A 26,583-nucleotide genomic window follows, 5' to 3' on the forward strand; every position below is an offset into this window, starting at 1 on the left:
TGGAGACCTAGCCAATCGTAAGCGCGCTCCCTGCCTTGGCAACACCGACAACTTCAGAGCAGAGGATTCAATTTAGCATACGAGGGGAAGGGGGATACTGAAAAATGATCACCTTACACTCTGCGGATGAGGTCGGGGGTGTTGTTTCGCGGCGAATTGACCGTGGCCGCCACCCGGTATTCTTCGAGCTGTACCATTGGCAATCGCTTGGTGACGCTCCGAATGTCAGCCGGGCTGCGTAGCGACGGATCTAGCCAGTCCTGAAGGCAGACGGGATCAAGCACTACCGGTTGCCTATCGTGAATATGCTTAAGTGATTCACTAGCCGGTTCAGTAATGATGGCGCAGGCTGTGGTTTCATCGCCTTCCATCGGTGTCCAGATGCCCGCGAAAAACAGCACAGGAGTTTGTTCCGGGTCGATGGCTGTCATGTAGTGGGGTTCCTTGCCGTCAATGGTGGGCACCCACTCGTACCAGCCGTTGGCAGGGATCAGGCAGCGACGATGTTCGAAGGCCTCTCGAAAGAAACTGGATGTGGCCACAGTCTCCGCTCGGGCATTGATCGGTACGGGGGCTTTTTCGCCGGCCCAGGCCGGGCGGAAGCCCCAGTGAGAGTGGGCTAGCATCTGTGTACCATTGAGGCTTGAGCGGATCATGGGAATGCCGACCCCTGGGGTAATGTTGTAGCTGGGCTCGAACTGGCCATACACCTCCAGCCCCGCTGGGAAGTACCGTTGCGCAAGAATGTTGGGTGGTGTGTAGTAGGTGAATCGTCCGCACATATGGGAATTACCCTGTTCGAGGCCGATTTACGGGCGGGGCCTTATGGTTCGGGATTTGTTATCCTTGGCCCATGCTGAAACTGTCTAATGCTGTTGAAATTGCTGACTGGGAGATCGATATCACCCAGATCCGTGCCCAGGGGGCCGGCGGTCAGAACGTGAATAAAGTCGCGTCTGCCGTTCACCTGAGGTTTGATATTCTGCACTCCAGCCTGCCGCCGTTCTACAAGGAACGGCTGATGTCGCTGAATGACCAGCGCATCAGCAAGGACGGTATCCTCATTATCAAAGCACAGTCCTTCCGAACTCTCGAGCTCAACAAGGAAGACGCCCTGAAAAGGCTAAAAGACCTGATCCTCGAGGCGGTGAAACCGGTCAAGGCGCGTCGTCCTACCAAGCCTTCCCGTTCAGCGCAGCGCAAACGGGTCGACCGCAAAACCCAGAAAGGCAAAACCAAGTCTTTGCGCGGCAAAGTTCAGGTTTGAGCCGTCTGAGTGGTTTGGGCGGCGGTTCGACCGGCCTCTACCTTCTGTAAAAATTCCGCGATGTCCTCGAAGGCTTCGTCCGCTTCTGGCAGCAAGGATATAAAGATGTGCCAGACGTGGACCATGCCGGGCCAGGTATGCAGTTCCACCGGTGAGCCTTCGGCCTGGGCCTTGGCGGTGTAGCGCCGGGCATTGTCCAGTAGCATTTCGCTGTCGCTGGCGTGAATCAGTGTCGGCGGCAGGTTGCGCAGATCCCCCCGTACCGGAGACGCTACCGCGCTGGCTGGAGACACCCGGAATGCCGCCAGGGTAGCCCACCAGATCACGGGCAGCGGAATCCGTGACAGGCCACCAAAGGCCGGCCCCAGCAGTGGGTCGGTGCCAATGTTGTCACGATTGCTGGGCGCGGTAAGGGTCAGGTCGGTGGACGGCGACAGCGCCACGGCCGCATCGGCCTGGGGCAGTCCGTTGTCGCGAATCCAGGCCAGCAAACCGAGGGTATGACTGCCGCCGGCGGAATCCCCGGCCACCACCATGAATGAGGCGTCTTCGGGGCCGTCCGGTCCATGTTCTAGCAGCCAGGTGTAGGCTTTCCGGCAATCGCGCACGCCATCCATGTAGCGGTTTTCTGGCATCAGCCGATAATCCACCGCGAACACGGCTGCGTTGGCCAGGTGAGACAATCGGTCGGTTATGCCCCGGTGGCTTTTCGGGCTACCCGCTGCCCACGCGCCGCCATGAATGTACAGGATCCGGCGACGGGGATCGGCGCCGGATGCCATTACCCATTCGCCCCTAGGTTCCTCATTAGCCCGGAATTCGGCCTTGAGGTCCAGCCCTTCACTGAGCCCATCCATATGTTTGCGCAAGGCGGCCAGGCGGGCCTTGCCTCTAAGTCCCCGGGAACTTTGTCCAAGTTCACGGATCCTGCCAAGGACCTCATGGTGGGCATCGCTTGGAGAGCCCTCCCGAATCGGGTGATCGTGCAAGTCGAGGTGCGACAGGTCTTCAACCCTGAACAGAATCAGGGTCGTGATGATGAAGAGAACTATGATGGCCAGGAAAAACCAGAGCATGGGCGGTCCGTCTCAGATTGGCCCCGTGCGCGGGGGCGAACTATCCTTCAAATAATACCCGCTGTTCAGGGCGGGTGCTGCCCTCAAAGATCACAGAAGGAGCAGGGCGATGCAAATAGCTTACCGGGCCAGAGACATCACCGAAGCCCATATTGTTGCGGGATACCTCAATGCTAACGGTATTGAGGCTCATGTGGGCGGACATTACCTGCAGGGAGCCATGGGTGAAATCGGCGCTGCTGGCTTCAGCAATGTTCATGTCGATGACGATGACCTGTATCGCGCCCGGGAGCTGGTGCGGGAATACGAATCGGGCGGGCACGCCGCCGTGGCGTCCGATGACGGTGACGACAAACCGGATTTCTACGCCCGCTGGTTTCTGCTGGCGCTCGCCGTCGTTGCGGTTTTTCTGATCAACGCCTACTGATCCCGCCCTGTCTTTGCTGCAGCACTGATCGGTCGCGCCCATGCGGCCGTAGTCTCTTCAACACGTTCATCAAAAGGAGAAAAGTTTATGGCCCATCAGCCAGTTATGCTCATTACAGGCGCGTCCTCGGGTATTGGTGCCGCCACGGCACGGGCCGCTGCCAAGCAGGGTTATCGGCTGGTGCTGGCGGCGCGGTCTGAAGCGAAGCTCAGTTCACTGGCTGAGGAATTGGGCAAGGACTTGGGCGGCGCCGATCAGGTGCTGACGGTCCAGTGCGATGTCCAGAGTAGCGACGATCAGAAAGCCATGGTGGATGCGGCGCTGGCGACGTTCGGCCAGATCGATGCGGTGTTTGCCAATGCCGGTCGCGGTGGTGAGCCTGGAGGCTTCAGCAAGGCCGATCCCGAAGTCTGGAAAGATATGATCCTGACCAATATCTACGGTGTGGGCCTCACGGTGCAGCATTGCCTGCCAGCGCTCCGGGAAAGTAAGGGCCAGCTGTTGCTGACCGGTTCGGCGGCTGGCAGGGTGACCATTCCCGGATCCATGTACAGCGCCACCAAGTGGGCGGTGTCCGCCATCGGCTACGGTGTGCGCGAGGAACTTCGAGGCTCGGGGATTCGGGTTACGCTGATTGAGCCCGGCATGGTTGATACGCCATTCTTCGACGAGCAACCGGAACATGCCCTGAAGCCTGAAGATGTGGCCAACGCGGTGATGTACGCGGTCTCGCAGCCGGCCCATGTGGATGTGAACGAAATTCTGGTGCGGCCGACTCCGGCTGAGAAATAACCATTACCATCAACGAAGAGCAAGGAGAGTGTTATGTCCATTGAAGAAGTAGTGTATCGCGCCTCGGCAGAAGCCACTGGTGGCCGTGATGGCCGCGCCATCTCCTCCGACGGCGTGCTGGACGTAGAGCTGACCACCCCGAAGGAATTGGGCGGAGCTGGCGGCAAGGGCACCAACCCGGAGCAGCTGTTCGCCGCTGGGTATTCGGCCTGCTTTATCGGTGCCATGAAGTTTGTGGCGGGCCGCGACAAGTTGGCAATGCCGGACGATGCCTCCATCGAGGGTGTTGTAGGCATCGGCCAGATTCCCGGCGGTTTTGGCATTGAAGTCGAACTGCGCATCAGCCTGCCGGGCATGGACGACGCCCAGGCCAAGCAGCTGATTGATGAAGCTCATAAAGTGTGCCCGTACTCCAACGCTACCCGTGGCAACATCGACGTTACGCTCAAGCGCGTCGACTAAATTGAATGAGTGTCTGTGGCTGCCGGGAAACCCCGGCAGTCCGCGTTTCAGGAGGCCACATGAACGAATCTGAGCAAGTTGCGCTGGTAACCGGTGGCGCTAAAGGCATAGGTCGCGGCATTGTCCAATACCTGGCCCAGCACGGTTGGCGTGTGGTGTTTTGCGACACCGACACCCAGGTTGGCGAGCAACTGGCGAAAGACGCTCCCGGCCAACTGAAGTTTGTCCCGGCCGATGTTGCCGAAGAATCTGATGTTGAACGCCTGCTGCAAGCAACCCTAGAGTGGGGTGGTCGGCTGGACGCCGTCATCAACAATGCCGGGATTGCCAACCCGGAGACTGGGCCCATCGAAAACCTGAGCCTGGAAGACTGGCAGCGCCGCCTCGATGTAAACCTGACCGGCCCCTTTCTGGTCACCAAACACGCCGTACCCCATCTCAGAAAGAGCCGCGGTGCCATCGTCAACATGGCCTCGACCCGCGCCCAGCAATCCGAACCGGACACCGAAGCCTACGCCGCCACTAAAGGCGGCATTGTCGCGCTGACCCACGCGCTGGCTATCAGCCTTGGCCCGGAAATCCGGGTGAATTGTGTCAGCCCGGGCTGGATCGACACCCGCGCACACCAGGGCAGCTCCGAGGGCGTACCACCGCTGACTCAGGATGACCATAGCCAGCACCCGGCCGGTCGTGTGGGTATGCCCAACGATATTGCAGCACTCGTGGACTACCTGATCTCGCCCAAAGCCGGCTTCATTACGGGGCAGAACGTTGTGGCCGACGGCGGCATGGTTCGCAAAATGATCTACGAGGATTAGCGCGCATGCAGCGTCTGTTTTTTGCCCTGGAGATGTCAGAGCCGGTGCGGCAGGCGCTACTGCGCATCAAGGCGCCGGTGGTCGGTGCCCGCTGGCAGAGCGATTCGCAGCTGCACCTGACGCTGCTATTCCTTGGCAATGTGTCGCTAGAGACGGTGCCAGACATCAGTCTGGCTCTGCGGGATCTGTCGTTGCCGAGGTTTGATCTGGACGTGCGCGGATTGGGTTGTTTTGGCCAACCGGAAACACCTCGAAACCTCTGGGCGGGAGTGACTCCCGAGGCACCCCTGATAGCCTTGCAGGCAACGCTTAAACAGTGCCTGGCTCATCTCGGGTTCTCGTTCGAAAAGCGACCGTTCAGGCCGCACATCACCTTGGCACGCTTCAAAAAAAAGCCAGGTTCGGTGCAGTCGCTGCTGGCCGAGCATGGTCAGGACGATTTTGGCGCCGTTCCCGTGCGGGACTTTGTCCTGCTGCGAAGCACCCAGGGCGCCAGGGGCTCGGATTACACTGTAGTCGAACGTTTCCCCCTCACCGAATCTCCTTGACGAAACTGACTGGCCTCACCAAAGATGAAGGTACTTCTGCGCCTTCTTCGAGGTGTTTATGTGTCCTCCGTTTTCGGATCCCAATCAGCGCCTGTTCGTGCGCAATGCGTCTCTGTCTGACCTTTCGGGCATTATCGCCTTGAGCCGCCGTGTCTACGCAGGCACTGACATGTACGGCTACTCCAGGGGGCCACTGACCGGCCAGATCAATACCTTCCCCGATGGTCAGTTCGTGGCCATGCTTGGGGACACGGTGGTGGGCTATTGCGCCACCTTCCGGATTGCCGGTGACATTGCCCTGGCACCCCACGACTGGACCTCCATCACCGGCAATGGCTACGCCTCCCGCCACGATCCGGAGGGCGACTGGCTCTACGGGATGGAAGTGTGCGTGGACCCGGAATGTCGCGGCTACCGGATCGGTGAGCGCCTTTACAACGAGCGCAAGCAGCTTTGCCAGCGGCTTGGCTTGCAGGGCGTGGTGTTTGCCGGGCGCCTGCCGACCTTGCGCAAGCGGCTGAAAAAGTACGAATCGGTGCAAGCCTATATTGAGGCCGTGAAGTCCAAGGAGCAGTCGGATCCCGTGCTCTCGTTCCAGCTCCATAACGGCTTCGAGGTCCACGGTGTCATTCCTAATTATCTGGATACCGATCACGATTCTATGGGCTACGGCGTTCATCTGATCTGGCGCAACCCCAAAGTGCCCCAGGCGGGACCAGAAGCAAAAGCCAAGCGTTATGGCAAGCGCATGCCGGACACGGTGCGCGTGGGTACCGTGCAGTATCAGCAGCGCCCGGTGGCGTCGTTCGATGAATTCAGCGACATCGTCCGCTATTTTGTCGATGTAGTGTCCACTTACAAAGGCGACTTCGTGGTGTTTCCGGAGCTGTTCACGCTACAGTTGCTCTCGATAGAGCGGAGGGAGGGCAGCGCGGCCGACGCGTTTGCAGCGGTGACTCACTATGCTGGCCGGTTCCGCGACCTGATGCGGGATCTGGCGCTCAGATACAACATAAACATCATTGCCGGCTCCACGCCTGTGCGGGAAGAAGACGGCACCGTGCATAACACCGCGTTCGTGTGCCTGCGGGATGGCCAGGTCTTTACCCAGCCCAAGATTCACCCGACCCCGAACGAGGCCTATTGGTGGAATGTGCGAGGTGGCAATCGGGTGAGCGCCATCGAGACCGACTGCGGCCCCATTGGCGTGCTCATCTGTTACGACGCAGAGTTCCCGGAGCTGACCCGTCACCTGGTGGATCAAGGCGTCCAGATTGTGTTCGTACCCTTCTGCACGGACGAGCGCCAAAGCTATCTGCGGGTCCGGTATTGCTGCCAGGCGCGGGCGGTGGAAAACCAGGTCTATGTGGTGCTGTCGGGCAACGTTGGCAACCTGCCCAATGTGCCAAATATGGAAATACAGTATGGCCAGAGCTGTATTCTTACACCCTGTGATTTCCCATTTGCCCGGGACGGCATTGCCGCCGATACCGAGCCGAATGTGGAAACCGTGGCGTTCGCCGATCTGAGGCCGGAAGTGCTGCTCACTGCGCGCAACAGCGGCACGGTGAAGAATCTGCAGGATCGCCGGCACGATCTCTACAGTGTGAACTGGCGGGGTGAATAGCTCGGGCCGGTGCGGCTAGCGTTTGGTGCTGCGCTGGCGCTGTTTTTTCGGTTTGTTCCGCCCGGGGGCTGAAGCTCCGGGACGGCCAGCTGGTTTGCCCGAAGGCTTGCCAGGCGGCTTGCCGGTCGGTTTGCCACCGGGTTTCCCTGATGGTTTTCCGGGCGGTTTGCCGGAGGTCTTGGGGCCTGCGCCAGGTTTGCGAGGCTTGCCACCCGGGCGTTTGCCGGGCGCCGAACCGGCGGGCTTGTTCTTGCCAGCATGTTTGCCAGGCTGGCTTCGGGTCTGTTTCCGGGCACCGGCCGGTGCTTCGGACGAGGAATTCTTGATGGCATCGAACAGCACCGCCAGTTCCTTGTCGGTGAGGTCGCGCCACTGGCCCACGGGCAGGCCGCCCAGGCTGACGTTCATGATGCGCACGCGCTCCAGCTTGGTGACCTCGTAACCGAAGTGTTCACACATCCTGCGAATCTGCCGGTTCAGCCCCTGCACCAGAGTAATGCGGAAGACGAAACGGGATTCCTGCTGCACCTTACATTTCTTGGTAACCGTTCCGAGAATCGGCACGCCATTGGCCATGCCCTCCACAAACTCCCGGTTGATCGGGCGGTCGACGGTAACCAGATATTCCTTTTCATGGTTGTTGCCGGCACGCAGGATTTTGTTCACCAGGTCGCCGTTGCTGGTCATGAAGATCAGGCCCTGGGAATCCTTGTCCAGCCGCCCAATGGGGAAGATGCGTGCGCTGTGGCCGACAAAGCGCTGGATGTTGTGTCGTTCGGCGTCGTCGGTGGTGCTCACCACGCCCACAGGTTTGTTCACCGCGATAAACACCAGATCTTCTTCAGCCCGGGGTTCAATCACCTGGCCGTTCACCTTCACCGTATCGGTTGGCGATACCTGATCGCCCACGGTGGCCCGTTTGCCGTTGATGAACACGTTGCCCTGTTCAATGTAACGGTCGGCCTCCCGACGCGAGCAGAGTCCGCTTTCGCTGATGTATTTATTCAGACGGGTGGAGGCGGTGTTGGTCATCAGGGGTCCGTTTGGTGAATGAGTGCGCCCATAATAACAGGGGGATAGCGGGCTGACAGCCTCCGTGCTGGCAGTTCTTGCCTGGGTCTGCGATGATTTGGGCTCCGAACTATACCAACCGGCGGGTGAGCACAGTCCGTGTTTGTCGAACGTATTTTTGTACTTTTCTCCGCTAGCCTTCGGCGTCTGCCGCTCTTCATTCTGCTGTTGATCGCGCTGACAGCGACGTCTTTTGCGTCCGCTGAACGTCTGCGCCTGGTCACGGAAGAGTGGCCGTCGCTCATCGACAACACCGATGCTGGCCCGAAGGGCATCCTATGGGAAATCTCCCGGGATGTGCTGACCAGTCTGGGCTATGAGGTGACACTGGAGTTCGTTCCCTGGAAGCGGGCTCTGCGTATGGTGCTTACCGGTGAGCGGGACGGCATCGTGGGTATCGGCTTCACTGAAGAGCGGGCCGCCCAGCTCCGCTATCCCAAAGAAGCTCTTCTGCTCAGTGAGACTGTGGTGGTGTCCCGAAAAAACCGTTACGTGGTATACACCGGCCCGGAGTCACTGACCGGGTTGCAGGTCGGCATTTCGCCCGGCTACAGCTATTACGGCGCTATTCAAGATGCCAAAAATTTTGAGCGAGTCGCCATGCCTGGTATTGATTCCGGGCTGCAAATGCTCATGCTCGGGCGCATTGATGCCATGTTGTCGAATCACTATGTGGTGATGGCTGAAGCGAAGAGGCTGGGCATGAGCGAGGATATCGTTGTGTCTGATGTTCCAATAAGCAGTGGCCCTGTTTATCTGGCGTTCAGTTTGGATGTGTCGGAGGCTTTTGTTATTGAGTTCTCCAAAGCCTTGGAGCGTTACAAGCAGGCCAACCTTATTACCGAACTGCCATCAAGCGGGCTCTGACGGGATAGCAGTGACAACATTAACACTCGACAACATTGCGGTAGGTGCGCTGGAAGGCGTGAACCTGTCCCTCCACGGCGGCGAGATTGTCTGTGTCTCCGGACCATCCGGTTCCGGCAAGAGTCGTTTATTGCGGGCCGTCGCCGATCTCGACCCTCATCAGGGCACTGTGGTGCTGGACGCGATGCAGCAGGGATCGGTACCCGGCCATCGCTGGCGCCGACAGGTGATGATGGTCCCCTCCGACAGCCAGTGGTGGCACGAAGACGTGGGCGCCCACTTTGAGCCCGAGCAGCGTAAGCTGCCCAGTGCATTAGGATTGCCCCCGGAGACAATGGACTGGACCGTCAGCCGGTTATCATCGGGCGAGCGTCAGCGGCTCGCCCTTGTGCGCGCGCTGGCACGTCAGCCACGGGTTCTGCTGCTGGATGAGCCAACGGCAAATCTGGATGAGGACATGACCCGTCAGGTCGAAAACTGGCTGCTGGAGGAAATCCGAACCCGGGATCTGATCGTGATCTGGATCGGCCACGACATCGGCCAGATCGAGCGGGTCGCTAGTCGGCATTACCGCATCCAGGGCAACACACTGGAGCCCGTGCATGGAAGTCATTGATCTCGCCTGGTGGAAACTGGCGCTGACGGCCCTGCTGGTTCTGGCATTGGCCGGCGTAAGCCTGGCGACCCGGTTGGGTATTGGCCGCAGCCTGCTGGTCGCTGCCAGCCGGACCGTTATCCAGCTGGCGCTTATCGGGCTGGTGCTGGAAGCCCTGTTTGCCTCTTCGGAATTTTATTGGATTGCCTTGCTGGCGCTGGTCATGCTGCTGGTAGCCGGCCGCGAAGTGATGGCGCGACAGCAGCGACGCCTGCGCGGCGTTTGGGCGTTCGGTATTGGCACCGGTGCCATGTTTGTGTCCTCGTTCACCGTAACGGTGCTAGCCCTGGTGGTGGTGATCGGGCCACAGCCCTGGTACGCGCCACAGTACGCCATCCCGCTGCTGGGCATGATGCTGGGCAACACCATGACCGGCGTTGCCCTGAGCCTCGATCGGCTCAATGAATCGGTCTGGAGCCAGCGCTCCATCATCGAAAACCGGCTGATGCTCGGGGAGCCCTGGAACCAGGCTCTGGAAGATATTCGCCGACACGCCATGCGCAGCGGTATGATGCCCTCCATCAACGCCATGGCCGCAGCAGGCATTGTCAGCCTGCCCGGCATGATGACGGGCCAGATCCTCGCTGGCAGCCCACCCGCCGTTGCGGTGAAATACCAGATCCTGGTGATGCTCACGATCACTGTCGGCACCGGGTTCGGCACCCTGATGGCGGTATCATGGGGTAGCCGCCGACTGTTTGATGATCGCGAGCGGCTGCGGCTGGATCGTCTGGTGCACCAAAAGAACCAATGAGGTTAGAAACCCTTCCATGAAACAACCGATTCCTACCAACCTGATTCTCGGTTTCCTCGGTGTTGGCAAGACCACCGCCATACTGGATTTGCTGAAAACCAAACCAGAGGGTGAAGTCTGGGCCGTGCTCGTGAACGAGTTTGGTGAAGTCGGCATAGACGGTGCCATGCTGCAGACCGAGGGCGCCTTCATCCGTGAAGTGCCCGGTGGCTGCATGTGCTGTGTCGCCGGTCTGCCTATGCAGATTGGTCTGAATATGTTGATCCAAAAGGCCAAGCCGGATCGCCTGATTATCGAGCCCACCGGGCTTGGTCACCCGGCGAAAATCCTGGAAACCCTGACGGCCGAGCATTACGCCGACGTGTTAGCGCTGGGCCCGGTCATCACCCTGGTGGATCCGCGTAAGCTGGAAGACGCCCGGGTGCTGGAGAATGTTCAGTTCCGTGACCAGGTGGCGGCTGCGGATATTCTGGTGGCCAATAAAACGGATGTGGCCTCGCCGGATCAAATCGAAGGCTTTGATCGCTGGGCCGCTGAGCTGGCCCCGGCCAAGAAGGCTATCTTCAAGACCCAGCATGGCCGGCTCCGCCCGGAGTGGTTGGATGGCGAAACCAGCCTGTCTGCCGTCAGCACACCCCATGCCCACGATCACCATCATGCAAAGACGGTGGCGCCTGCGCCGGATATTACGGAGCAGCCGTGGCAGCTGGCCAGAAACGAGGGGCAGGGCTATGTCAGTCTGGGCTGGCGCGTTCATCCCGAGATCCGGTTCGACGAGCAATCGCTCATGGCACTGGCGATGGACAGCCGCTTCGAACGGTTCAAGGCCGTGGTTCATTGCATTGAGGGCTGGCGGACCCTGAACATGGTTGACGGTTCGTTGTCGGTGTCAGACAGCGATGCCCGCGAGCTATCCCGGCTGGAAGCCATCAGCCCAGAGGCACTGACGGACGCCGAGCTGGATCAGGCTATGAAGGCGGCGGCCGGCCTAGCCGATGAGGGTGTTGCCGCACCATGACGGAATGCCCGGTGTGCGAGCGGGGCCTGCTGGAAGACTTCCAGGTGGTCAAGGCCCAGCAATACCTGCGTTGTCAGGTCTGCGAGGCTACTGTGCTGGCGCCAGCCTGTCGGTTGTCAGCCTCTGAGGAACGGGCGATCTACGATTTCCACGAAAATGAGGCCGAGGATCCGGGCTATCGGAAATTCCTGAGCAAACTGACCGAACCGCTGCTGGAACGTCTGGAGCCGGGAATGGCCGGTCTGGATTTCGGTTGCGGGCCGGGGCCTGCGCTGGCCGGAATGCTCACCGAAGCGGGCATGGCAATGAGTCTGTACGATCCTTTCTTTCATAACGCGGCCGAGGCGCTGGAGCGTCAGTACGATTTCCTGACCTGCACGGAGGTGGTAGAGCATCTGCATCAGCCGGCGCAGGTTTTCCGTCAGATAAATGGCCTGCTAAAGCCCGGTGGCTGGCTGGGTGTTATGACCTGCTTCCAGACCGACGACGCCCGCTTTGCCAACTGGCATTACCGGCGCGACCCCACCCATGTGGTGTTCTACCGGGAGCACACGCTGGCGGTCATCGCTGATCAGCTTGGGTGGGAGTTGGTGGTGCCGAGAAAGGATGTGGCTTTGTTCCGAAAGCCTCGCTAGGTCCTCAATCCTTGTTGTGAGGCAGGGTGGGGCATGCCGGCACGGAACAGTGGTGCGCTGGCCCGGTGACAGGGCCAAGCTCTACGTACGAATCGAACCGTTCGGGTGCCAGCGCAGCGGCGCATTGTTGCGCTTTGGTGGCCTGCTCATGGCAGCCCAGCTCCCCCAATGTGTGGGCAAGATTGTTCCAGCCCACCGCTTCATTCGGAAACTTTGTGACCAGGCGGTCAAAGTGTTCGCGGGCCTGTTGCACATGCTGGCGGGTGTAGGCGATGTTGCCCTGGCCCAGAATGGTCGCGGGCTGATCCTGCCAGCGGCGTTCAGCGGTGCGGTAGGCGGTCATGGCGGCATTGGTGCGCCCGGTGGTTTCCAGATCGTTGGCGGCGCTCAGGTACTTCAGTGCCGTCGCCGTCGCCGGGATCTGGTCTGGCGGCAGGATCACCGCGGCCCAGTGATCGGACCTGGCCCAGGTATTGGCGAACACTTCCACGCTGGATTCGTGACGCTCGCGGGTGCCTGTGTGCAGGATGATGGTCTGCTTTTCCGGATCAAACCCCATTACCACCGCAAAGTGCCACTGCGGCCACCAGTTGTAGAACAGGTTCTGCATGACCAGCACCGGGTTGCCGGCCTCCACCTCACGCAGCAGGCTCTCGAGCTTGCCATCCAGGGTATAGACCAACATGTTGTGGGACCGTGCCGCGGCCACCATCTCCACCTGCAGAGAACCTTCCCGGCCGGGTATGTACACCAGCTCACGCAGTATCTCCGGGTTGGTGTTCAAACCCTGACTGTTGAGCATCATTGCCAGGGCGGCGGGGCCGCACTGATAAAGCTCCTGAGGGTAGAAAGGCACCGTGTCCAGCACCGTGCGCGTTTGCAGCGACACGTTGCTGTCGGCAGTGGCAGGCCACTTGGGGGTTGTGCTGCAGCCGGCCAGCAGCAGGATCAGAAAAAGACTGATCAGGCCGCCGGCTGGCTTGGATGTGAAGGGAAAGGACACTTACCGTATGCAGTTAACGAACGGGAAGATATTGGTTGCGCAGAGCATGTCCGTAACGATGAACACCAGCAGGAACAGCACGATGATGCCAACGACACCCTGGCCGGCAGGCGCTTCTGCCAGTTGCTGCTCAAAGTCCGCCAGTTCCTGCGGCGTGAGGTTCTGGATGCGGTCCCGAACCTGATCTTCACTAACGCCCATATCGGCCAGCTTATCCTTCACCTCCTGTTTGTCCAGCATATCCATCAGCTGCTGGCGATCGAGCTGGACTTCCTGTCCGGTAATCATTTCTCCAGTGCCGACCATGGCGGCGGTGGCTGTGGAGGACCAAACTGAACCGAGGCTCAGCATCAAGGCCATGAAAAACGAAACGTACCTCAGGTGCTTTCTAATACCGGACATCTTTGGCTCCTGTTTCTGATTGGTGTGATATGACGATAGACCAGACATAGGTTGTTGTTCAACATACGGTTTGGTCATCAACCGGATCTGCTGGCTGCGAAAAAAGTAAATTGACTGAACCATTTCGTAAAATTAGAGCCGCCTCGCAAGCGAACAAACCCTTACAAAAAACACTTCTTTGGCGCTATCACCCGGCCTCGACTGTTTCTAAACTAGCCAGATCAACCATTTACAGATAAGTGACTCGTGAACGCTCTATTTTCTCTGTGCTCGCACCTGTTTAGCCTGAGGTTGTTGCTGGTTATGGCGGCGGTAGTGCTTGCCCTGGCGGGCGGGCAGCTGGAATTTCTCAGCTGGGCCGATCGGGTTTTCCTGGGCCTGATGGGTGCTCCCGACACCGGCAATGGGCCGGTGCCCATCCCGCCCGGTGCGGTGTCAGACATCTTGGCGGCACGCGCGCTCTCTGAGCCTCTGTGGTCCGAGCTGGCCATTGGAATCGGCCTGGTGGTGTCTTCGTTTTACCTGGTGTTTGCCATTCCCAGAATGGGCGTGGCGGTCGCCGTGCCGGTCACGCTGCTGCTGGGTGGTTGCCTGGTGGTTGCGCAGGCCGCGCTGATTTTCTATCGGAATGAGTGGCTACCCCTGGGCGAAGTGATCACCCTGTTGGTGGCGGGTTTTGTCGTGATGCTGTTCTGGCTCCAGCCCAATCGTGACATATTGTCGCTGAAGGCGAACGTGCAGGAGGCCCGGATACGGCTGTCCCGGCTGTTGCTGCAACAGGGCCACACAGACGAAGCGGTCAACGCGCTGCAGGATTGTCCGGTCTGCGATGGTGCGCTGGAGCTGCGATACGACATTGCGATCCAGCAGGAACGCAAACGTCAGTACGAGAAAGCCGTCGCCAGTTACGGTCATATTCTGGAGCACCGGAAGAATTTTCGGGATGCTGGCGAGCGCCTGTCGGCATTGGAAAAACTGTCGAACGAGTCTACCTCGATTCAGACCAGCGGCTTCGACAATACCCGCACTCTGCTGATGCCAGAACAGTCTCTGAGCCGCCCAACCTTGGGCCGCTACGAAATTGAGCGGGAGCTGGGGCGGGGCGCCATGGGCGTCGTGTTCTTGGGCAAGGACCCGAAAATTGCCCGCACCGTAGCCATCAAGACCCTGAGCTACCAGGCTTTCGACGACGGCCATCTGCCGGAACTGAAAGAACGCTTTTTCCGAGAGGCCGAGGCTGCCGGCCGGCTTGATCATCCCTCCATCGTGACCGTGTACGACGTCGGCGAAGAGGCTGACCTTGCCTACATTGCCATGGATTATGCCCAGGGCCGCCCGCTCAGCGAATTTGGCAAGCAGGGCCGGCTGTTGCCCTTGCCGACGGTGCTGGAAATCATTGCCCGGGTGGCCGATGCGCTGGCCTATGCCCACAGCCAGAAAGTGGTCCACCGGGATATCAAGCCGGGCAATATTATCTACAACCCTAACGATGGGGCTATCAAGATCACCGATTTCGGGATTGCCAAGATCTCTGACGATTCCCGTACCAAAACTGGCAGTGTCATGGGCAGCCCGTTGTACATGTCCCCGGAGCAGCTTAAAGGGCAGAAAGTGACCGGTGCCTCGGATATCTACAGCCTTGGGGTCACGCTCTACAAACTGGTGAGCGGGGCAACGCCCTACCAGGGTGATACCCTGGCCAACCTGACTTATCAGATCCTCAACAAGCGTCCGCGCAGTGTGCGCGAATTCAATGTCGACATTCCCAATGGCGTGGTGCGGCTTATCAACAAGGCGATTCAGCGCGAGCCGGATAAGCGTTTTGCGTCCGCCGCCACCATGGCCGAGGCGGTACGCCGTCTGGCAGTCAGAGAAGCCAGGGAGGTGTCGTAATGAGCATAACGGTTGCAGGGCGCAGTCACACCGGAGCCGTGCGGGAACACAATCAGGACGTGGCGGTGTGGCAGGTTCGCGAGGACGCCTGCGCGGCCCTGTTATTGGTGGCTGACGGCATGGGTGGCTACCAGGGTGGTGAAATTGCCAGTCGGCTGGCCGCTGAAGCGGTCATGGAATCGCTCACACCGCGATTGTTTTCGGGGGATCTGGATCAGCAGGAAATGAGTGCCCACGACAACCTGATGGCAGCGTTCGCGCTCGCTAACCAGCGCATTCAAGATCGCCGGGCCGAAGACAGCCAGCTCGACAAGATGGGAACCACCCTGGTGGCGGCGTGGCTGGATGGCGCCAAAGCCCACATCGCCCACGTGGGTGATTCCCGGTGCTACCTGATTCGAAAAGGGAAGGGCACCTGCCTGACCCGGGATGACACCGTGGTTCAGAACATGCTCGACGACGGCAGCATTACCGAGGCCGATGTGCCGAACGTACCCTTCAAGAACGTACTCACCCGGGCCGTTGGTGCTATGGAGCCGCTGAAAATCAGCTACGCCCGGCAGACGCTTGAGCCCGGCGACAGCCTGATGCTGTGTTCCGACGGATTAACCAATTCGGTGTCACAGCCGGAATGGGAAAACATCTTGCAGCAGGCTGACAGTGGCGAGTCTGCGGTTGAAGCATTGATTGAGACAGCCCTGGACAACCTGGCATCGGACAACGTGTCCGTAGTGTTGTTGACCCTGAACTAAGCAGAGGAACCTGAGATGGCAACCATTTCACAGCTGGTGGATAACGTGGTGGTAAACACGTTTGAGCTGGACCAACCGGAAACCCGGATCGGACGTCGTGCCGAGAATGATATCCAGATTGATGAGATCTCGGTGAGTGGTCAGCATGCGGTGATCGAGGCGGTGCCCAACGCCTACCTGGATAACACCATCGATTACTACATCACCGACAGTGACAGCACCAATGGTACCTTCGTGAACGACATCCGCCTGGAGAGCCGTCAGCGCCTGAACAGCAACGATATGGTTCGGGTGGGCTGGAACGAATTCCGGTTTGTCGACGAAGAAGAAAATTCCCTGGAGAAAACCGCTTACATCCTGGACTGAGACCCGCGCCCAAGACCAGGACCAGGGCTCAGCGCTGGCGGTTCATGACCAGGTTCGAGAAACGCTGCAGCAGGCTTGAGGCCACCGGTGCAGGCTCGGCGGCCGCCAACAACGCGTGTGGGTCCAGGTTCTCGGCAATCAGCTCCGGGGCTTGGACATTCAGGTAGCCTTTCATGACTGTGTCAGAGAATTCCGGGTGGAATTGTACGCCCCAGGCACACTCGCCAACTCGAAACGCCTGATGTGGCTCGAAGTCGCTTCGGCCCAGCAGAACTGCGCCTGCGGGCAGGCTGAGAACTGACTGCTTATGAGTCAGCTGGGCCTTGAATGAGCTCGGAAGGGGTGCGAACAGTGGGTCAGCGGTGGCCTCCGGGGTCAGCTCAATGGTGCGGGTGCCGGTTTCCCGACCTTCGGGATGGTAGCCAACCTCGCCACCCAGGGCATGGGCCAGGAGCTGATGCCCGTAACACACCCCGAAGACCGGAATCTGCTGTTCAACTGCATCGGCTAACCAGCGTGCCGTGCTCTCGCTCCATTCAGCGCGATCGCTGACCATGGCCGGCGAGCCGGTGACCACAATGCCATCCCACTGCTCGGGAGCACCGGGCAGCTCGCCCTGTTCGACATTGATGACCGTGAGCGCCAGGTCCGGCGACAGGCCACGAACGAACCAGTCCTCGAAATCGCCATGCACCTCCCGAATGCTGGGGTAGGTGGTTCCGGTTTTGAGGATGACAACCCGGGCCGGCTGGCTCTGTGGGCGTGGTTCGCTCATGTTGGGCTTCCTGTTGGGCCGGTGGCTTACTCGGCCTGTTCCGGCAGTTCGGCGTTGTGGAAGATGTTCTGCACGTCGTCCAAGTCGTTCAGCATGTCATAGAACTTCTCGAACAGCGGAATGTCGTCGCCTTCGACCGGTGTGGTGGTTTTTGGCAGGAACTGGATTTCGTCGGCGTCAAAGTCGATACCTTCGAACGCATCGGTCAGCGCTTGACGGGCCTTGGCGTACTCGGTGTTCGGGGTGAATACCGTGATCAGGCCATCTTCGTTCTCGATGTCGGTCACGTCGACGTCGGCTTCCATCAGGGCTTCCAGTACCGCCTCTTCATCCTCGCCCTTGAAGGCGAAAATGGCACAGTGATCAAACATGTGTGACACGGTGCCGGGGGTGCCGATCTTGCACTTGGTCTTGGTAAAGGCCAGGCGAACATCACCGAAGGTGCGGTTCGGGTTGTCGGTCAGGCAGTCCACAATCACCATGCAGTTGCCGGGGCCATAGCCTTCGTACCGAGCCGCGGAATAATCTTCGCCGGCACCGCCCTTGGCTTTATCGATGGCCTTCTCGATGACGTGAGACGGAACCTGGTCTTTTTTGGCGCGGTCAATCAGTCCTCGCAGGGACAGGTTGCCGTCAGGATCTGTGCCGCCAGATTTAGCAGCCATGTAAATCTCACGACCGTACTTGCTGTAGACCTTGGTTTTTGCCGCGGCCGTTTTGGCCATGGATTCTTTGCGGTTCTGGTAGGCTCTGCCCATCTGCGCTGCCTCTCGTTTCTTGTGAAAGGGCGGGATTTTACTGAACAAATCCGGTAGGGAACAGGCTTATTTGGCAAGGAGTTCGATCCGCTTGCCGGAGCGCTTAGCAGCAGGCGGGCCGCCGACCATAGAAGCCAACGGCCCAACCTTCTCTTAACGATGAACTGCGGCGGGTTATTGAACTTCGCCTTCCCCCTCCGACAGTGGATCTTCTCTACTCTTATCGGACTCCATATCGTCCGACGCCGGCGATTCCTGACCAGCGGCTGTGGCTGGCAAATCTTCGATGTCTTCCAGATCCATACCCTGGGCTTTTGCGCGCTGGGTCATCCGGTCGCGATGCAATGATCGGTAAGCCTGACGCTGTTCGGCAGAATCCAGACCCTGCATACGGTCCTTGAACTCCTGCCTCTCTTCTGGCGTCATCAGCTTGTAACCGGCAATGGGTTGGCCATCTTGGTCCATCGCTCCGGCTTCGGTTTGAGCGTCGGCGACTTTGTCCTTTTCCATTCCGCTATCGCTGGCCCAAACGCCGGCAAGCGGCAAAGAACAGGCGACCGCGAGGGACGCAGCATACAGCTTTATTTTAGTCATAATAGAAAGCTCCTTATGGATGCCAATATCCCTGGCATAAGGAACAGCTTGAGAGACGGCGCACTGCGGATTTTCCGACGCCGATCTTGAAAGAATAGTCCAGTGCCGTGTAAGCCGTAGATGAAATTGCTGTAAGGAGATGGAGGTTTAATCTTTCGCTCGGTAACAAAGGCGCGTTCAGAGTGTCTCTGTAGTGGGGACGTGCGAAGTTAACAGTGGTCCTCACAGAGTAGTTCCCGGGGCCGGGGATCGTCGGCCTAAAAAGGGAGGGTAACTCGATGAAAAAACTGCTTATTGGATCTTTGGCTCTGGCAGTGTTGCTGCCTTACACCTCGGCAACCGCCGACCAGTGGGAGCAGCAAAAGGAACGTCAGCAAATGATGATGGACGGCCAACCTGGCATGCACTCAGACGACACCATGATGCGGCGCCATAGCCGCACCGGAATGGATCGTGATACGAGGCTAGAGCAGGGGAGTCGCCGAAGCATTGAGGATCTGGAAAACATGCCCCCGACGGCTGCAGGCCAGGAAGAGGGCTCGATGGACGAGAAACGGCAGTACAAGAAGCGTTCAGGACACCGTGGGGAGGTTGATGGAGGTTATTGAAAACTCCCCTTAACGACTAAGGAACAGCCGTCCGGGGCCGTTCCTTTCGCATTATTTCCCAATCGATTTAAGCCAGTTCGGGCACCCGTTTAATGCCCCGGCGAATGCCTTGTTCAAGGGCGCTGCTTACCACCTTGCCGGTGTACGGCACGATGTCCTCGAAACGGATGGTGTAGCTTACCTGGGTATGGCCTTCTGGCGTGTCGTCGAAGCGGATTCGGCCGAAGTGATTCTTGATTGGGCTCAGGCTACTGATGGTGTACTCAATCAGCGAATCCGGCTCGAAACTCAGGATGGTTTCTTTCAGGCCAATGGGACCGATACCGATCTTTCGGACCGAGCCGATGCCGTTGGGATCTGCCTGATCGCTGTCCTTAATGCGCTTGACCGGCGCGCCCAGCAACTGGCCAAAGCGCTTGTGGTCGGCAAACAGGGCGAACACCCGGCTGCGAGGCACATCAAAGGTTTCGTTGATTTCGATGGTATACGAGGCCATGGATTCACTCTTTTTGTTCGTGATGTTTTGTTAGACGTTCTTTGACTCAAGGGTATCCGTTTAATTTTTGGAACAAAAGTCGCCGAAATGGCCAGATGTGACGTTGGCCCGAATCGCAGTACTCAGCGCCAGGCGCTCAGTGCCTCGCCGTGTGCCGGTAATCCCGGGGCGATTGGCCCATCACCTTCTTGAACAGCCGGGAGAAATAGTAGGCATCGTCGTAGCCCAGGCGCCGGCTGATGTCGGCGAAGCTGAGGTCACTGGTATCCAGCATCTGGCACGCGCGCTCCACTTTCAGGTGCAGGAAATGCTGGATCGGCGAGCTGCCGGTCTGTTCCCGATAGCGGGTGGCAAAGTGCGCCGGTGACAGCCCTGCCAGATCGGCCAGCTGATCCAGCGAGATCCGTTCGTCCAGATGCTCGCGCATGTAGTTGTGGATGGTATCCAGCTCTGCCTGTTGTTCATGGCTGGTTTCATCGGCGCTCAGGGGTACCGCTGCCATGAGCTGCCGCAGGCGGTTGGCGGCGTGGATCAGGCCCCGGGCGCGGAAACCGGTCTGGCGCACCGACAGCAGCCCGTTGAAATCCACCAGCAGCCGGGGCTGTCGGCCCAGGTGTCGGATGCGGGTGTTGCCAAACCCCATGTAATGACGGAATTCCTCAGCCAGAGGCCCGGTGTAGTGCACCCAATGGATTGTCCATGGGTTGTCCGGGTCCGAAGTGTAACGGTGGTGGGCGCCGGCTGGCAGTAACAGCAAATCCCCCGGGCCCACGGTGTAGGGTTCGCCCAGCACGTTCAGGAACGCCTTGCCTTCGGTGCAGTAGATCAAAAGATAGTCGCTGTGGTGTTCCCGATGCATGTGGTGCCCAACCGCGCGCCGGTAGTGGCCAAACGCCAGGGGGTACAGGTCCTGGGTGAGCGGGTGACTGGAAAGCAGTCGAATAATTGGGTCCGGTACCACGTAACGAACGCTGTCCTGGGGTACCGGCCACTGTGAAGTCTGGGGCATCGTAGTCGCCATAAGTCGAATGCGAGATCGAAAGATAGTCCATCAAGAGCGAAATTTAGTCAATCACCCTTGCGTGAGCACCATGCTAGTCTTCATTACATCGTGGTCGAAACCCGCGGGTTTTGGCTTGCTTCCCTCATAACAACAAACAGGGCCTTCAACATGAAAAACGTACCTCTGTACCTCGCTGGTGAATTTGTACAAAGCCAGACCAAGGATTGGATTGAAGTTACCGATCCGGCCACTAACGAAGTGATCGCCAAGGCTCCGTGTACTACCCACGCGGAAATGGAGCAGGCCATCAAATACGCCGGTGAAGTCTTCAAGACCTGGAAAGAAACCCCGGTATCCGAGCGCGCACGTGTCATGATGCGCTACCAGGCTCTGTTGAAAGAGCACCACGACGAAATTGCCGAAATCCTGTCGCAAGAGACCGGTAAAACCTTTGAAGACGCCAAGGGCGATGTTTGGCGCGGTATCGAAGTGGTTGAGCACGCCGGCAACGTGGCCTCCCTGATGATGGGTGAGACCGTTGAAAACGTAGCCCGGGAAGTGGACACCCACTCCTGGATCCAGCCACTGGGCGTCTGTGCCGGTATTACCCCGTTTAACTTCCCGGCCATGATTCCCCTGTGGATGTTCCCGATGGCAATCGCCTGCGGTAACACCTTCATTCTGAAGCCGTCCGAGCAGGACCCGCTGACCCCGATGCGTCTGGCTGAGCTGTTTGAACAGGCTGGTGCACCCAAGGGTGTTCTGCAGGTTGTTCACGGTGGCAAAGAGCAGGTAGACGTACTGCTGACCGATCCGGCTATCCGTGCCGTGTCCTTCGTTGGCTCCGTGCCTGTTGGCCGTTACATCTATGAAACCGGTACCCGCAACATGAAGCGTGTACAGAGCTTCGCCGGTGCCAAGAACCACATGGTTATCATGCCGGATGCCGACAAGCAGCAGGTTATCAACGCTCTGGTCGGTGCCTCCGTTGGTGCCGCCGGTCAGCGCTGCATGGCGATCTCGGTTGCCGTGTTCGTGGGCGAAGCCCAGCAGTGGATTCCGGAGCTGAAAGAAGCCATGGCCAAGGTGCGTCCGGGTGCCTGGAACGATTCCGGCGCCAGCTATGGCCCGATCATCAGCGCCAAAGCCAAGGACCGTGTTGAGTCCCTGATTGCCACCGGTGAAGCCCAGGGCGCTAACCTGCTGCTGGACGGCCGCGGTTGCACCGTGGATGGCCTGCCAGACGGCAACTGGGTGGGACCAACCCTGTTCTCAGGTGTGACCACCGAGATGGACATCTACAACGAAGAAATCTTCGGCCCGGTTCTGTCTTGCATGGAAACCGACAGCCTGGGTGAGGCCATCGAGCTGATCAACAACAGCCCGTACGGTAACGGTACGTCCATCTTCACCTCTTCCGGTGGTTGTGCCCGTCGCTTCCAGCACGAGATTGATGTGGGCCAGGTGGGTGTGAACATCCCCATCCCGGTGCCCCTGCCGTTCTTCTCCTTCACCGGTTGGAAGGGCTCCTTCTACGGTGACCAGCACGCCTATGGTAAGCAGGCTGTGCGCTTCTACACCGAGACCAAAACCGTCACTTCACGCTGGTTCTCCAGCGAGGCCAGCACTGAAGCGAATTTCTCTATCCAGTTGCGTTGAGTGTGTTGAAGGTGGGGTAACTTGGGCCGGAACCTGTTTCCGGCCCCCTTTTTTCCCATCATGACCAGCCTACTTAGATCTGGAGTGATTCGATGGACTTTAACCTGACAGAAGACCAGCTCGCGTTCCGGGAAGCGGCACGTGCGTTCGCGGAGAAATCCATGGCGCCGCACGCGGCCAAGTGGGACGACGAGCATATTTTCCCCGTGGATGTGATGAAGGAAGCTGGTGAAATGGGCTTTATGGGCCTGTACACACCGGAAGCCCTGGGTGGCATGGGGCTGTCTCGGCTTGATACCTCGGTGATTGTCGAGGAATTGGCCGCAGCCTGCCCCTCCACCGCGGCCTTCATCACGATTCACAACATGGCGACCTGGATGGTGGCCAGTTTTGCTTCTGACGACCTGAAACAGGAAGTGGTGCCCAAACTCGCCAGTGGCGAGTGGCTGGCGTCCTACTGCCTGACCGAACCCGGAGCTGGGTCCGATGCGGCCAGCCTGCGCACCAAGGCGGTTCGCGACGGTGACGATTATCTGATCACCGGCAGCAAGGTGTTTATTTCCGGTGCCGGCAGTACCGACATCCTGGTGTTGATGGCCCGAACGGGAGCGCCGGACAGCGGCTCCAAAGGCATTTCCACCTTTGTGATCCCGGCCGACGCCGGCGGCATCACCTACGGCAAGAATGAAGAGAAGATGGGCTGGCGCAGTCAGCCGACTCGTATGGTCAGCCTGGAAAACGTGCGTATCCCGGCCTCCAATCGCGTGGGCGAGGAAGGCGAAGGCTTTGCCATTGCCATGAAAGGCCTCGACGGTGGCCGCCTGAACATCGCCACCTGTTCCCTCGGTGGCGCCCAGGCGGCACTGCTGCGGGCCCGCAACTACATGCACGAGCGTGAGCAGTTCGGTAAACCGCTGGCGGCCTTCCAGGCTCTGCAGTTTAAGCTCGCCGACATGGCAACCAACCTGGTAGCGGCCCGCCAGATGGTGCGGTTAGGTGCGTTCAAGCTTGATAGCGGCGACACCGAAGCCACGCTGCACTGTGCCATGGCCAAGCGATTCGCCACCGATGCCTGTTTCGAGATAGTCAACGAAGCCCTGCAGTTGCACGGCGGCTATGGCTACATCCGCGAGTACCCCATTGAGCGTTATCTGCGGGATTTGCGGGTGCACCAGATTCTCGAGGGCACCAATGAAATCATGCGTCTGATTGTCGCCCGTCGCCTGCTCGAAGACGGCGTGGCCGAAGCGATCCAATGAAGCGCAGCCAAAAGAACCAAGAACACCGCAAGGAAAGGGGAGACAGACAATGAGCGATCTGATTCAGCTCGAAAAACGCGGACACATTGCGGTACTAACCATCAATAATCCGCCGGCCAACACCTGGACGGCGGAGTCCCTGCCGGCCCTCAAGGAAACCATCCGTGAGCTGAACGCCGACCGGAACATTTTCGCACTCGTGGTGACCGGCCAGGGCGAAAAATTCTTCTCGGCCGGTGCCGACCTGAAAACCTTCGCCGACGGCGACAAGGCCCGCGCTAACCAGATGGCCCAGCTCTTTGGTGAGGCTTTTGCCGAGCTCAGCAAGTTCCGTGGCGTGTCTATCGCGGCGGTGAACGGGTACGCCATGGGCGGCGGTCTGGAATGTGCCATGGCCTGTGATATCCGCATTGCCGAGGAACACGCCCAGATGGCCCTGCCGGAAGCCGGCGTTGGCTTGCTGCCGTGTGCCGGTGGCACCCAGAACCTGCCCTGGCTGGTGGGTGAAGGCTGGGCCAAGCGCATGATTCTGTGCGGCGAGCGGGTCAAAGCCGACAAGGCCCTGCAGATTGGCCTGGTGGAAGAAGTGGTTCCCTCCGGCACCAGTCTGGATAAGGCACTGGAACTGGCGGAAATGGCCTGCAAGCAAAGCCCGTCCTCCACAGCCCGTTGCAAGACCCTGGTGATGAGCGCCCGTGATGGCCGCAGCCACGACGACGGCTGGCGCATGGAGCGTGAACTGTTCGTGGAGCTGTTCTCCACGGAAGACCAGAAAGAAGGCGTGAATGCCTTCCTGGAAAAGCGCACACCGGACTGGAAAAACCGCTAACAAATTGCTGGAGAGCCGCTGCCGGGCAGCGGCTGAAGGAAACGCTATGAGTGACCAACCCATTATTTTTGAAGAGTGGACCACCGGTGATGACGCACTAATCGCCGTGGCTCGCCTGAATACCCCGAAAGCGCTCAATTCGCTCTCGCTGGAAATGATCCGCCTGCTCACGCCACAGCTCAAGCGCTGGGCGGAAGATCCGCGCATTGGCGCGGTCTGGCTGGAATCGGAAGGCGACAAGGCATTCTGTGCCGGTGGCGACATCGTGGCCCTGTATCGCAGCATGACCGAGCCTCAGGGCGCCAGCGAAGGCGAAGCCTTCTTCACCGAAGAGTACGAACTGAATTACCTGCTCCACACCTTCCCCAAGCCGATTGTGTGCTGGGGCCATGGCATCGTCATGGGCGGCGGCATGGGCATCCTGGAAGGCGCCTCGCACCGTGTGGTGACTGAAAAGTCCAAGCTCGCCATGCCGGAAATCACCATTGGCCTGTACCCCGATGTTGCCGCTGGCTGGTTCCTGAACCGCACGCCTGGCCGAACCGGGATGTTCCTGGGCCTGACCGGCGCGCGCATGAACGGCGCCGACGCTGTCTTTACCGGCCTGGCCGATCGCTTTATCAAGCACGAGCTGAAAGCCGATGTCGTTGCTGAGCTTTGCAAAAAGACCTGGCAGGGCGAAGATCCCCACGCCGTGGTTGGCAGTGTTCTGCGCCAGTTTGAGCAGCAAAGTTCCGATGCGATGCCGGAATCGCCGATTCGCAGTCAATTTGACGAGATCAACCGGGTAACCGATGCCGATTCCCTGGAGGCGGTGGTCAGTCAGCTCAGCGAGCTGTCCAGCGGTGACAGCTGGTTGGCCAAGGCGACCAAGTCCCTGGCGTCCGCGTCGCCCACGTCCCTGGCTCTGGTGTGGGGCCACCTGAACGGCTGCAAGCACAACAGCCTGAAGGAAGTTCTTGATAAGGAACTGGTGCTGTCGAAGAAGTGCCTGAGCAAAGGCGAATTCGCCGAAGGCATCCGGGCACTGTTGATCGATAAGGATCAGCAACCACGGTGGCGCTACGCGTCGCTGGCGGAGATGGACAGCGCCTGGATGGACGACTTTTTTAACGCATAGCCAAATGGCCACCGGCAGCGGTGGCCCACATAACCGACTAGAACAATAAGGAGAAGGGATATGGCAACGATTACCTTTATCGGCCTCGGTAACATGGGTGGCCCCATGGCCGGCAACCTGGTGAAAGCCGGGCACGACGTCACTGTGTTCGATTTGTCCAAAGAAGCGGTTCAAACACTGGTCTCAGAAGGCGCCAAGACCGCCGACACCGCCCACGAAGCGGCTAAAGGTGCGGAATGTGTGATCACCATGCTGCCCGCGGGTCAGCACGTGGAAGCAGTGTATCTGGGCGATGACGGTCTATTAGCGAAGCTGCCTGAAGGCACCCTGGTGATCGATTCCTCCACCATTGCACCGGAAACGGCGCGCGGCGTGGCGGAAGCAGCCAAGGCCCGCAACATTCCGTTCCTGGATGCGCCGGTCTCCGGCGGTGTTGGCGGTGCTAAAGCTGGTACCCTGACCTTCATCTGTGGCGGTGCCGAGGATACCTTCGCCAAGGCCAAGCCGATTCTTGATGCCATGGGCAAGAACATCTTCCACGCCGGCGAGCACGGTTCTGGTCAGGTCGCTAAAATCTGCAACAACATGCTGCTGGCGATCCTGATGGCCGGTACCAGTGAAGCACTGGCGCTGGGTGTGAAGAACGGCCTGGATCCAGCCGTGCTGTCGGAAATCATGAAGCAGAGCTCCGGCGGTAACTGGGCACTGAACGTGTACAACCCCTGGCCGGGTGTGATGGAAAACGCGCCTGCCTCGCGCAATTACGAGGGCGGCTTCCTGGTCAATCTGATGACCAAGGACCTGGGTTTGGCGTTCGACAATGCAGTGAAGAATCAGGCGTCCATCCCCATGGGCTCACTGGCTCGCAACCTGTTCTCACTCCACGCCGGGCAGGGCAACGGCACGCTGGACTTCTCCAGCATCCAGCGTCTGTACAAGCCCGAGTAAAACCGCTGGCAAAGCGGCTCCATGGGCACGGAAGATTGTGCCCATGGTTTTCTTTCCTGCCCCAAATAAGAAAGGCCTGTGATCACGGCCCTGAATCAGCC

At 59.3% G+C, this 26,583-nt stretch carries 31 protein-coding genes; 21 read left to right on the plus strand and 10 right to left on the minus strand.

Going from position 1 to position 26,583, the window contains the following annotated elements; all coding sequences use genetic code 11:
• Nucleotides 1-113 precede the first annotated feature (113 nt).
• Nucleotides 114-782 (minus strand): SOS response-associated peptidase, encoded by a 669-nt coding sequence (locus tag FGO67_RS14820; protein WP_203301455.1) that lies wholly within the window; start codon nt 780-782, stop codon nt 114-116.
• Nucleotides 783-853: 71 nt separating this feature from the next.
• Here FGO67_RS14820 and arfB point away from each other — a divergent pair, with 71 nt between their 5' ends.
• Nucleotides 854-1,267 carry an alternative ribosome rescue aminoacyl-tRNA hydrolase ArfB gene (arfB, locus tag FGO67_RS14825; protein WP_138440698.1) on the plus strand — a complete coding sequence of 138 codons (414 nt, stop codon included), beginning with the start codon at nt 854-856 and terminating at the stop codon, nt 1,265-1,267.
• On the opposite strand, the gene FGO67_RS14830 is transcribed toward arfB, so the two are convergent.
• Entirely contained in the window at nt 1,258-2,343 is a 1,086-nt protein-coding gene (locus tag FGO67_RS14830; RefSeq protein WP_203301456.1) for an alpha/beta hydrolase, read from the minus strand. The genes arfB and FGO67_RS14830 overlap by 10 nt on opposite strands.
• A gap of 109 nt (nt 2,344-2,452) precedes the next feature.
• Here FGO67_RS14830 and FGO67_RS14835 point away from each other — a divergent pair, with 109 nt between their 5' ends.
• The 6 genes from FGO67_RS14835 to FGO67_RS14860 all read left to right on the plus strand — a co-directional run bounded on the left by FGO67_RS14835 (nt 2,453) and on the right by FGO67_RS14860 (nt 7,017).
• Entirely contained in the window at nt 2,453-2,770 is a 318-nt protein-coding gene (locus FGO67_RS14835; protein WP_203301457.1) for a putative signal transducing protein, read from the plus strand.
• An 87-nt stretch (nt 2,771-2,857) separates the two neighbouring features.
• On the plus strand, nt 2,858-3,562 hold the full coding sequence (locus tag FGO67_RS14840) for an SDR family oxidoreductase (protein ID WP_203301458.1): 705 nt from the start codon (nt 2,858-2,860) through the stop codon (nt 3,560-3,562).
• 33 nt (nt 3,563-3,595) lie between these two features.
• Nucleotides 3,596-4,024, plus strand: coding sequence for an organic hydroperoxide resistance protein (locus tag FGO67_RS14845; protein ID WP_203301459.1), 429 nt, complete (start codon nt 3,596-3,598; stop codon nt 4,022-4,024).
• A gap of 59 nt (nt 4,025-4,083) precedes the next feature.
• Nucleotides 4,084-4,842, plus strand: coding sequence for an SDR family oxidoreductase (locus tag FGO67_RS14850; protein WP_203301460.1), 759 nt, complete (start codon nt 4,084-4,086; stop codon nt 4,840-4,842).
• 5 nt (nt 4,843-4,847) lie between these two features.
• Nucleotides 4,848-5,390, plus strand: coding sequence for an RNA 2',3'-cyclic phosphodiesterase (gene thpR / locus FGO67_RS14855; protein WP_203301461.1), 543 nt, complete (start codon nt 4,848-4,850; stop codon nt 5,388-5,390).
• Nucleotides 5,391-5,448: 58 nt separating this feature from the next.
• Complete coding sequence (locus tag FGO67_RS14860; protein ID WP_203301462.1) at nt 5,449-7,017, plus strand: bifunctional GNAT family N-acetyltransferase/carbon-nitrogen hydrolase family protein; 1,569 nt, start codon at nt 5,449-5,451, stop codon at nt 7,015-7,017.
• 15 nt (nt 7,018-7,032) lie between these two features.
• On the opposite strand, the gene rluF is transcribed toward FGO67_RS14860, so the two are convergent.
• Nucleotides 7,033-8,049, minus strand: a complete 1,017-nt coding sequence (gene rluF, locus FGO67_RS14865; RefSeq protein WP_203301463.1) for a 23S rRNA pseudouridine(2604) synthase RluF — start codon at nt 8,047-8,049, stop codon at nt 7,033-7,035.
• Between the two features lie 138 nt (nt 8,050-8,187).
• Here rluF and FGO67_RS14870 point away from each other — a divergent pair, with 138 nt between their 5' ends.
• Genes FGO67_RS14870 through FGO67_RS14890 form a run of 5 tightly spaced genes read left to right on the plus strand, consistent with a single transcriptional unit; the run spans nt 8,188 to nt 12,017 of the window.
• Complete coding sequence (locus FGO67_RS14870) at nt 8,188-8,955, plus strand: transporter substrate-binding domain-containing protein (RefSeq protein WP_203301464.1); 768 nt, start codon at nt 8,188-8,190, stop codon at nt 8,953-8,955.
• 10 nt (nt 8,956-8,965) lie between these two features.
• Nucleotides 8,966-9,571 (plus strand): ATP-binding cassette domain-containing protein, encoded by a 606-nt coding sequence (locus FGO67_RS14875; RefSeq protein WP_203301465.1) that lies wholly within the window; start codon nt 8,966-8,968, stop codon nt 9,569-9,571.
• Nucleotides 9,558-10,364 carry an ABC transporter permease gene (locus tag FGO67_RS14880; protein WP_203301466.1) on the plus strand — a complete coding sequence of 269 codons (807 nt, stop codon included), beginning with the start codon at nt 9,558-9,560 and terminating at the stop codon, nt 10,362-10,364. Before FGO67_RS14875 ends, FGO67_RS14880 begins: the two co-directional genes overlap by 14 nt.
• 16 nt (nt 10,365-10,380) lie before the next feature.
• Nucleotides 10,381-11,382, plus strand: coding sequence for a CobW family GTP-binding protein (locus FGO67_RS14885; protein ID WP_203301467.1), 1,002 nt, complete (start codon nt 10,381-10,383; stop codon nt 11,380-11,382).
• Nucleotides 11,379-12,017 carry a class I SAM-dependent methyltransferase gene (locus FGO67_RS14890; protein WP_203301468.1) on the plus strand — a complete coding sequence of 213 codons (639 nt, stop codon included), beginning with the start codon at nt 11,379-11,381 and terminating at the stop codon, nt 12,015-12,017. Before FGO67_RS14885 ends, FGO67_RS14890 begins: the two co-directional genes overlap by 4 nt.
• A 4-nt stretch (nt 12,018-12,021) precedes the next feature.
• Here the strand turns inward: FGO67_RS14890 and FGO67_RS14895 are convergent, their stop codons facing one another.
• Complete coding sequence (locus FGO67_RS14895) at nt 12,022-13,020, minus strand: PA2778 family cysteine peptidase (RefSeq protein ID WP_203301469.1); 999 nt, start codon at nt 13,018-13,020, stop codon at nt 12,022-12,024.
• Entirely contained in the window at nt 13,021-13,380 is a 360-nt protein-coding gene (locus FGO67_RS14900) for a PA2779 family protein (RefSeq protein ID WP_338039583.1), read from the minus strand.
• Between the two features lie 288 nt (nt 13,381-13,668).
• Here FGO67_RS14900 and FGO67_RS14905 point away from each other — a divergent pair, with 288 nt between their 5' ends.
• Genes FGO67_RS14905 through FGO67_RS14915 form a run of 3 tightly spaced genes read left to right on the plus strand, consistent with a single transcriptional unit; the run spans nt 13,669 to nt 16,433 of the window.
• Nucleotides 13,669-15,315: a protein kinase domain-containing protein gene (locus FGO67_RS14905; protein WP_203301471.1), complete on the plus strand. Its 1,647-nt coding sequence runs from the start codon at nt 13,669-13,671 to the stop codon at nt 15,313-15,315.
• A complete protein-coding gene (locus FGO67_RS14910) occupies nt 15,315-16,067 on the plus strand; it encodes a PP2C family protein-serine/threonine phosphatase (RefSeq protein WP_203301472.1) in 753 nt (250 codons plus the stop codon). Before FGO67_RS14905 ends, FGO67_RS14910 begins: the two co-directional genes overlap by 1 nt.
• Nucleotides 16,068-16,082: 15 nt before the next feature.
• The gene (locus FGO67_RS14915; RefSeq protein ID WP_203301473.1) at nt 16,083-16,433 is read left to right on the plus strand and encodes an FHA domain-containing protein; all 351 of its coding nucleotides are present in this window, start codon (nt 16,083-16,085) and stop codon (nt 16,431-16,433) included.
• 28 nt (nt 16,434-16,461) lie between these two features.
• Here the strand turns inward: FGO67_RS14915 and FGO67_RS14920 are convergent, their stop codons facing one another.
• From FGO67_RS14920 to FGO67_RS14930, 3 genes are all read right to left on the minus strand, one after another.
• On the minus strand, nt 16,462-17,208 hold the full coding sequence (locus FGO67_RS14920; RefSeq protein ID WP_203301474.1) for a glutamine amidotransferase: 747 nt from the start codon (nt 17,206-17,208) through the stop codon (nt 16,462-16,464).
• Between the two features lie 26 nt (nt 17,209-17,234).
• On the minus strand, nt 17,235-17,966 hold the full coding sequence (locus FGO67_RS14925) for a YebC/PmpR family DNA-binding transcriptional regulator (protein WP_203301475.1): 732 nt from the start codon (nt 17,964-17,966) through the stop codon (nt 17,235-17,237).
• 174 nt (nt 17,967-18,140) lie between these two features.
• On the minus strand, nt 18,141-18,560 hold the full coding sequence (locus FGO67_RS14930) for a hypothetical protein (protein WP_203301476.1): 420 nt from the start codon (nt 18,558-18,560) through the stop codon (nt 18,141-18,143).
• A 278-nt stretch (nt 18,561-18,838) separates the two neighbouring features.
• On the opposite strand from FGO67_RS14930, the gene FGO67_RS14935 reads away from it, so the two are divergent.
• Nucleotides 18,839-19,168: a hypothetical protein gene (locus FGO67_RS14935; protein ID WP_203301477.1), complete on the plus strand. Its 330-nt coding sequence runs from the start codon at nt 18,839-18,841 to the stop codon at nt 19,166-19,168.
• 67 nt (nt 19,169-19,235) lie between these two features.
• Here FGO67_RS14935 and FGO67_RS14940 read toward each other — a convergent pair whose 3' ends face one another.
• Both FGO67_RS14940 and FGO67_RS14945 read right to left on the minus strand, forming a co-directional pair.
• Nucleotides 19,236-19,664, minus strand: a complete 429-nt coding sequence (locus FGO67_RS14940; protein WP_203301478.1) for an SRPBCC family protein — start codon at nt 19,662-19,664, stop codon at nt 19,236-19,238.
• A gap of 136 nt (nt 19,665-19,800) precedes the next feature.
• A complete protein-coding gene (locus FGO67_RS14945; RefSeq protein WP_203301479.1) occupies nt 19,801-20,673 on the minus strand; it encodes an AraC family transcriptional regulator in 873 nt (290 codons plus the stop codon).
• 162 nt (nt 20,674-20,835) lie between these two features.
• Here FGO67_RS14945 and FGO67_RS14950 point away from each other — a divergent pair, with 162 nt between their 5' ends.
• From FGO67_RS14950 to mmsB, 5 genes are all read left to right on the plus strand, one after another.
• Nucleotides 20,836-22,326 (plus strand): CoA-acylating methylmalonate-semialdehyde dehydrogenase, encoded by a 1,491-nt coding sequence (locus FGO67_RS14950; RefSeq protein ID WP_203301480.1) that lies wholly within the window; start codon nt 20,836-20,838, stop codon nt 22,324-22,326.
• Nucleotides 22,327-22,418: 92 nt separating this feature from the next.
• Entirely contained in the window at nt 22,419-23,585 is a 1,167-nt protein-coding gene (locus FGO67_RS14955) for an acyl-CoA dehydrogenase family protein (protein ID WP_203301481.1), read from the plus strand.
• Nucleotides 23,586-23,634: 49 nt separating this feature from the next.
• The gene (locus FGO67_RS14960) at nt 23,635-24,414 is read left to right on the plus strand and encodes an enoyl-CoA hydratase (RefSeq protein ID WP_138440672.1); all 780 of its coding nucleotides are present in this window, start codon (nt 23,635-23,637) and stop codon (nt 24,412-24,414) included.
• A 46-nt stretch (nt 24,415-24,460) separates the two neighbouring features.
• Nucleotides 24,461-25,534: an enoyl-CoA hydratase/isomerase family protein gene (locus tag FGO67_RS14965; RefSeq protein WP_203301482.1), complete on the plus strand. Its 1,074-nt coding sequence runs from the start codon at nt 24,461-24,463 to the stop codon at nt 25,532-25,534.
• Nucleotides 25,535-25,594: 60 nt separating this feature from the next.
• The gene (gene mmsB / locus FGO67_RS14970; RefSeq protein ID WP_203301483.1) at nt 25,595-26,482 is read left to right on the plus strand and encodes a 3-hydroxyisobutyrate dehydrogenase; all 888 of its coding nucleotides are present in this window, start codon (nt 25,595-25,597) and stop codon (nt 26,480-26,482) included.
• Nucleotides 26,483-26,583: the final 101 nt, after the last annotated feature.

It is taken from the genome of Marinobacter sediminum, assembly GCF_016820575.1.
In the GTDB taxonomy this organism is placed as follows: Bacteria; Pseudomonadota; Gammaproteobacteria; order Pseudomonadales; family Oleiphilaceae; genus Marinobacter; species Marinobacter sediminum.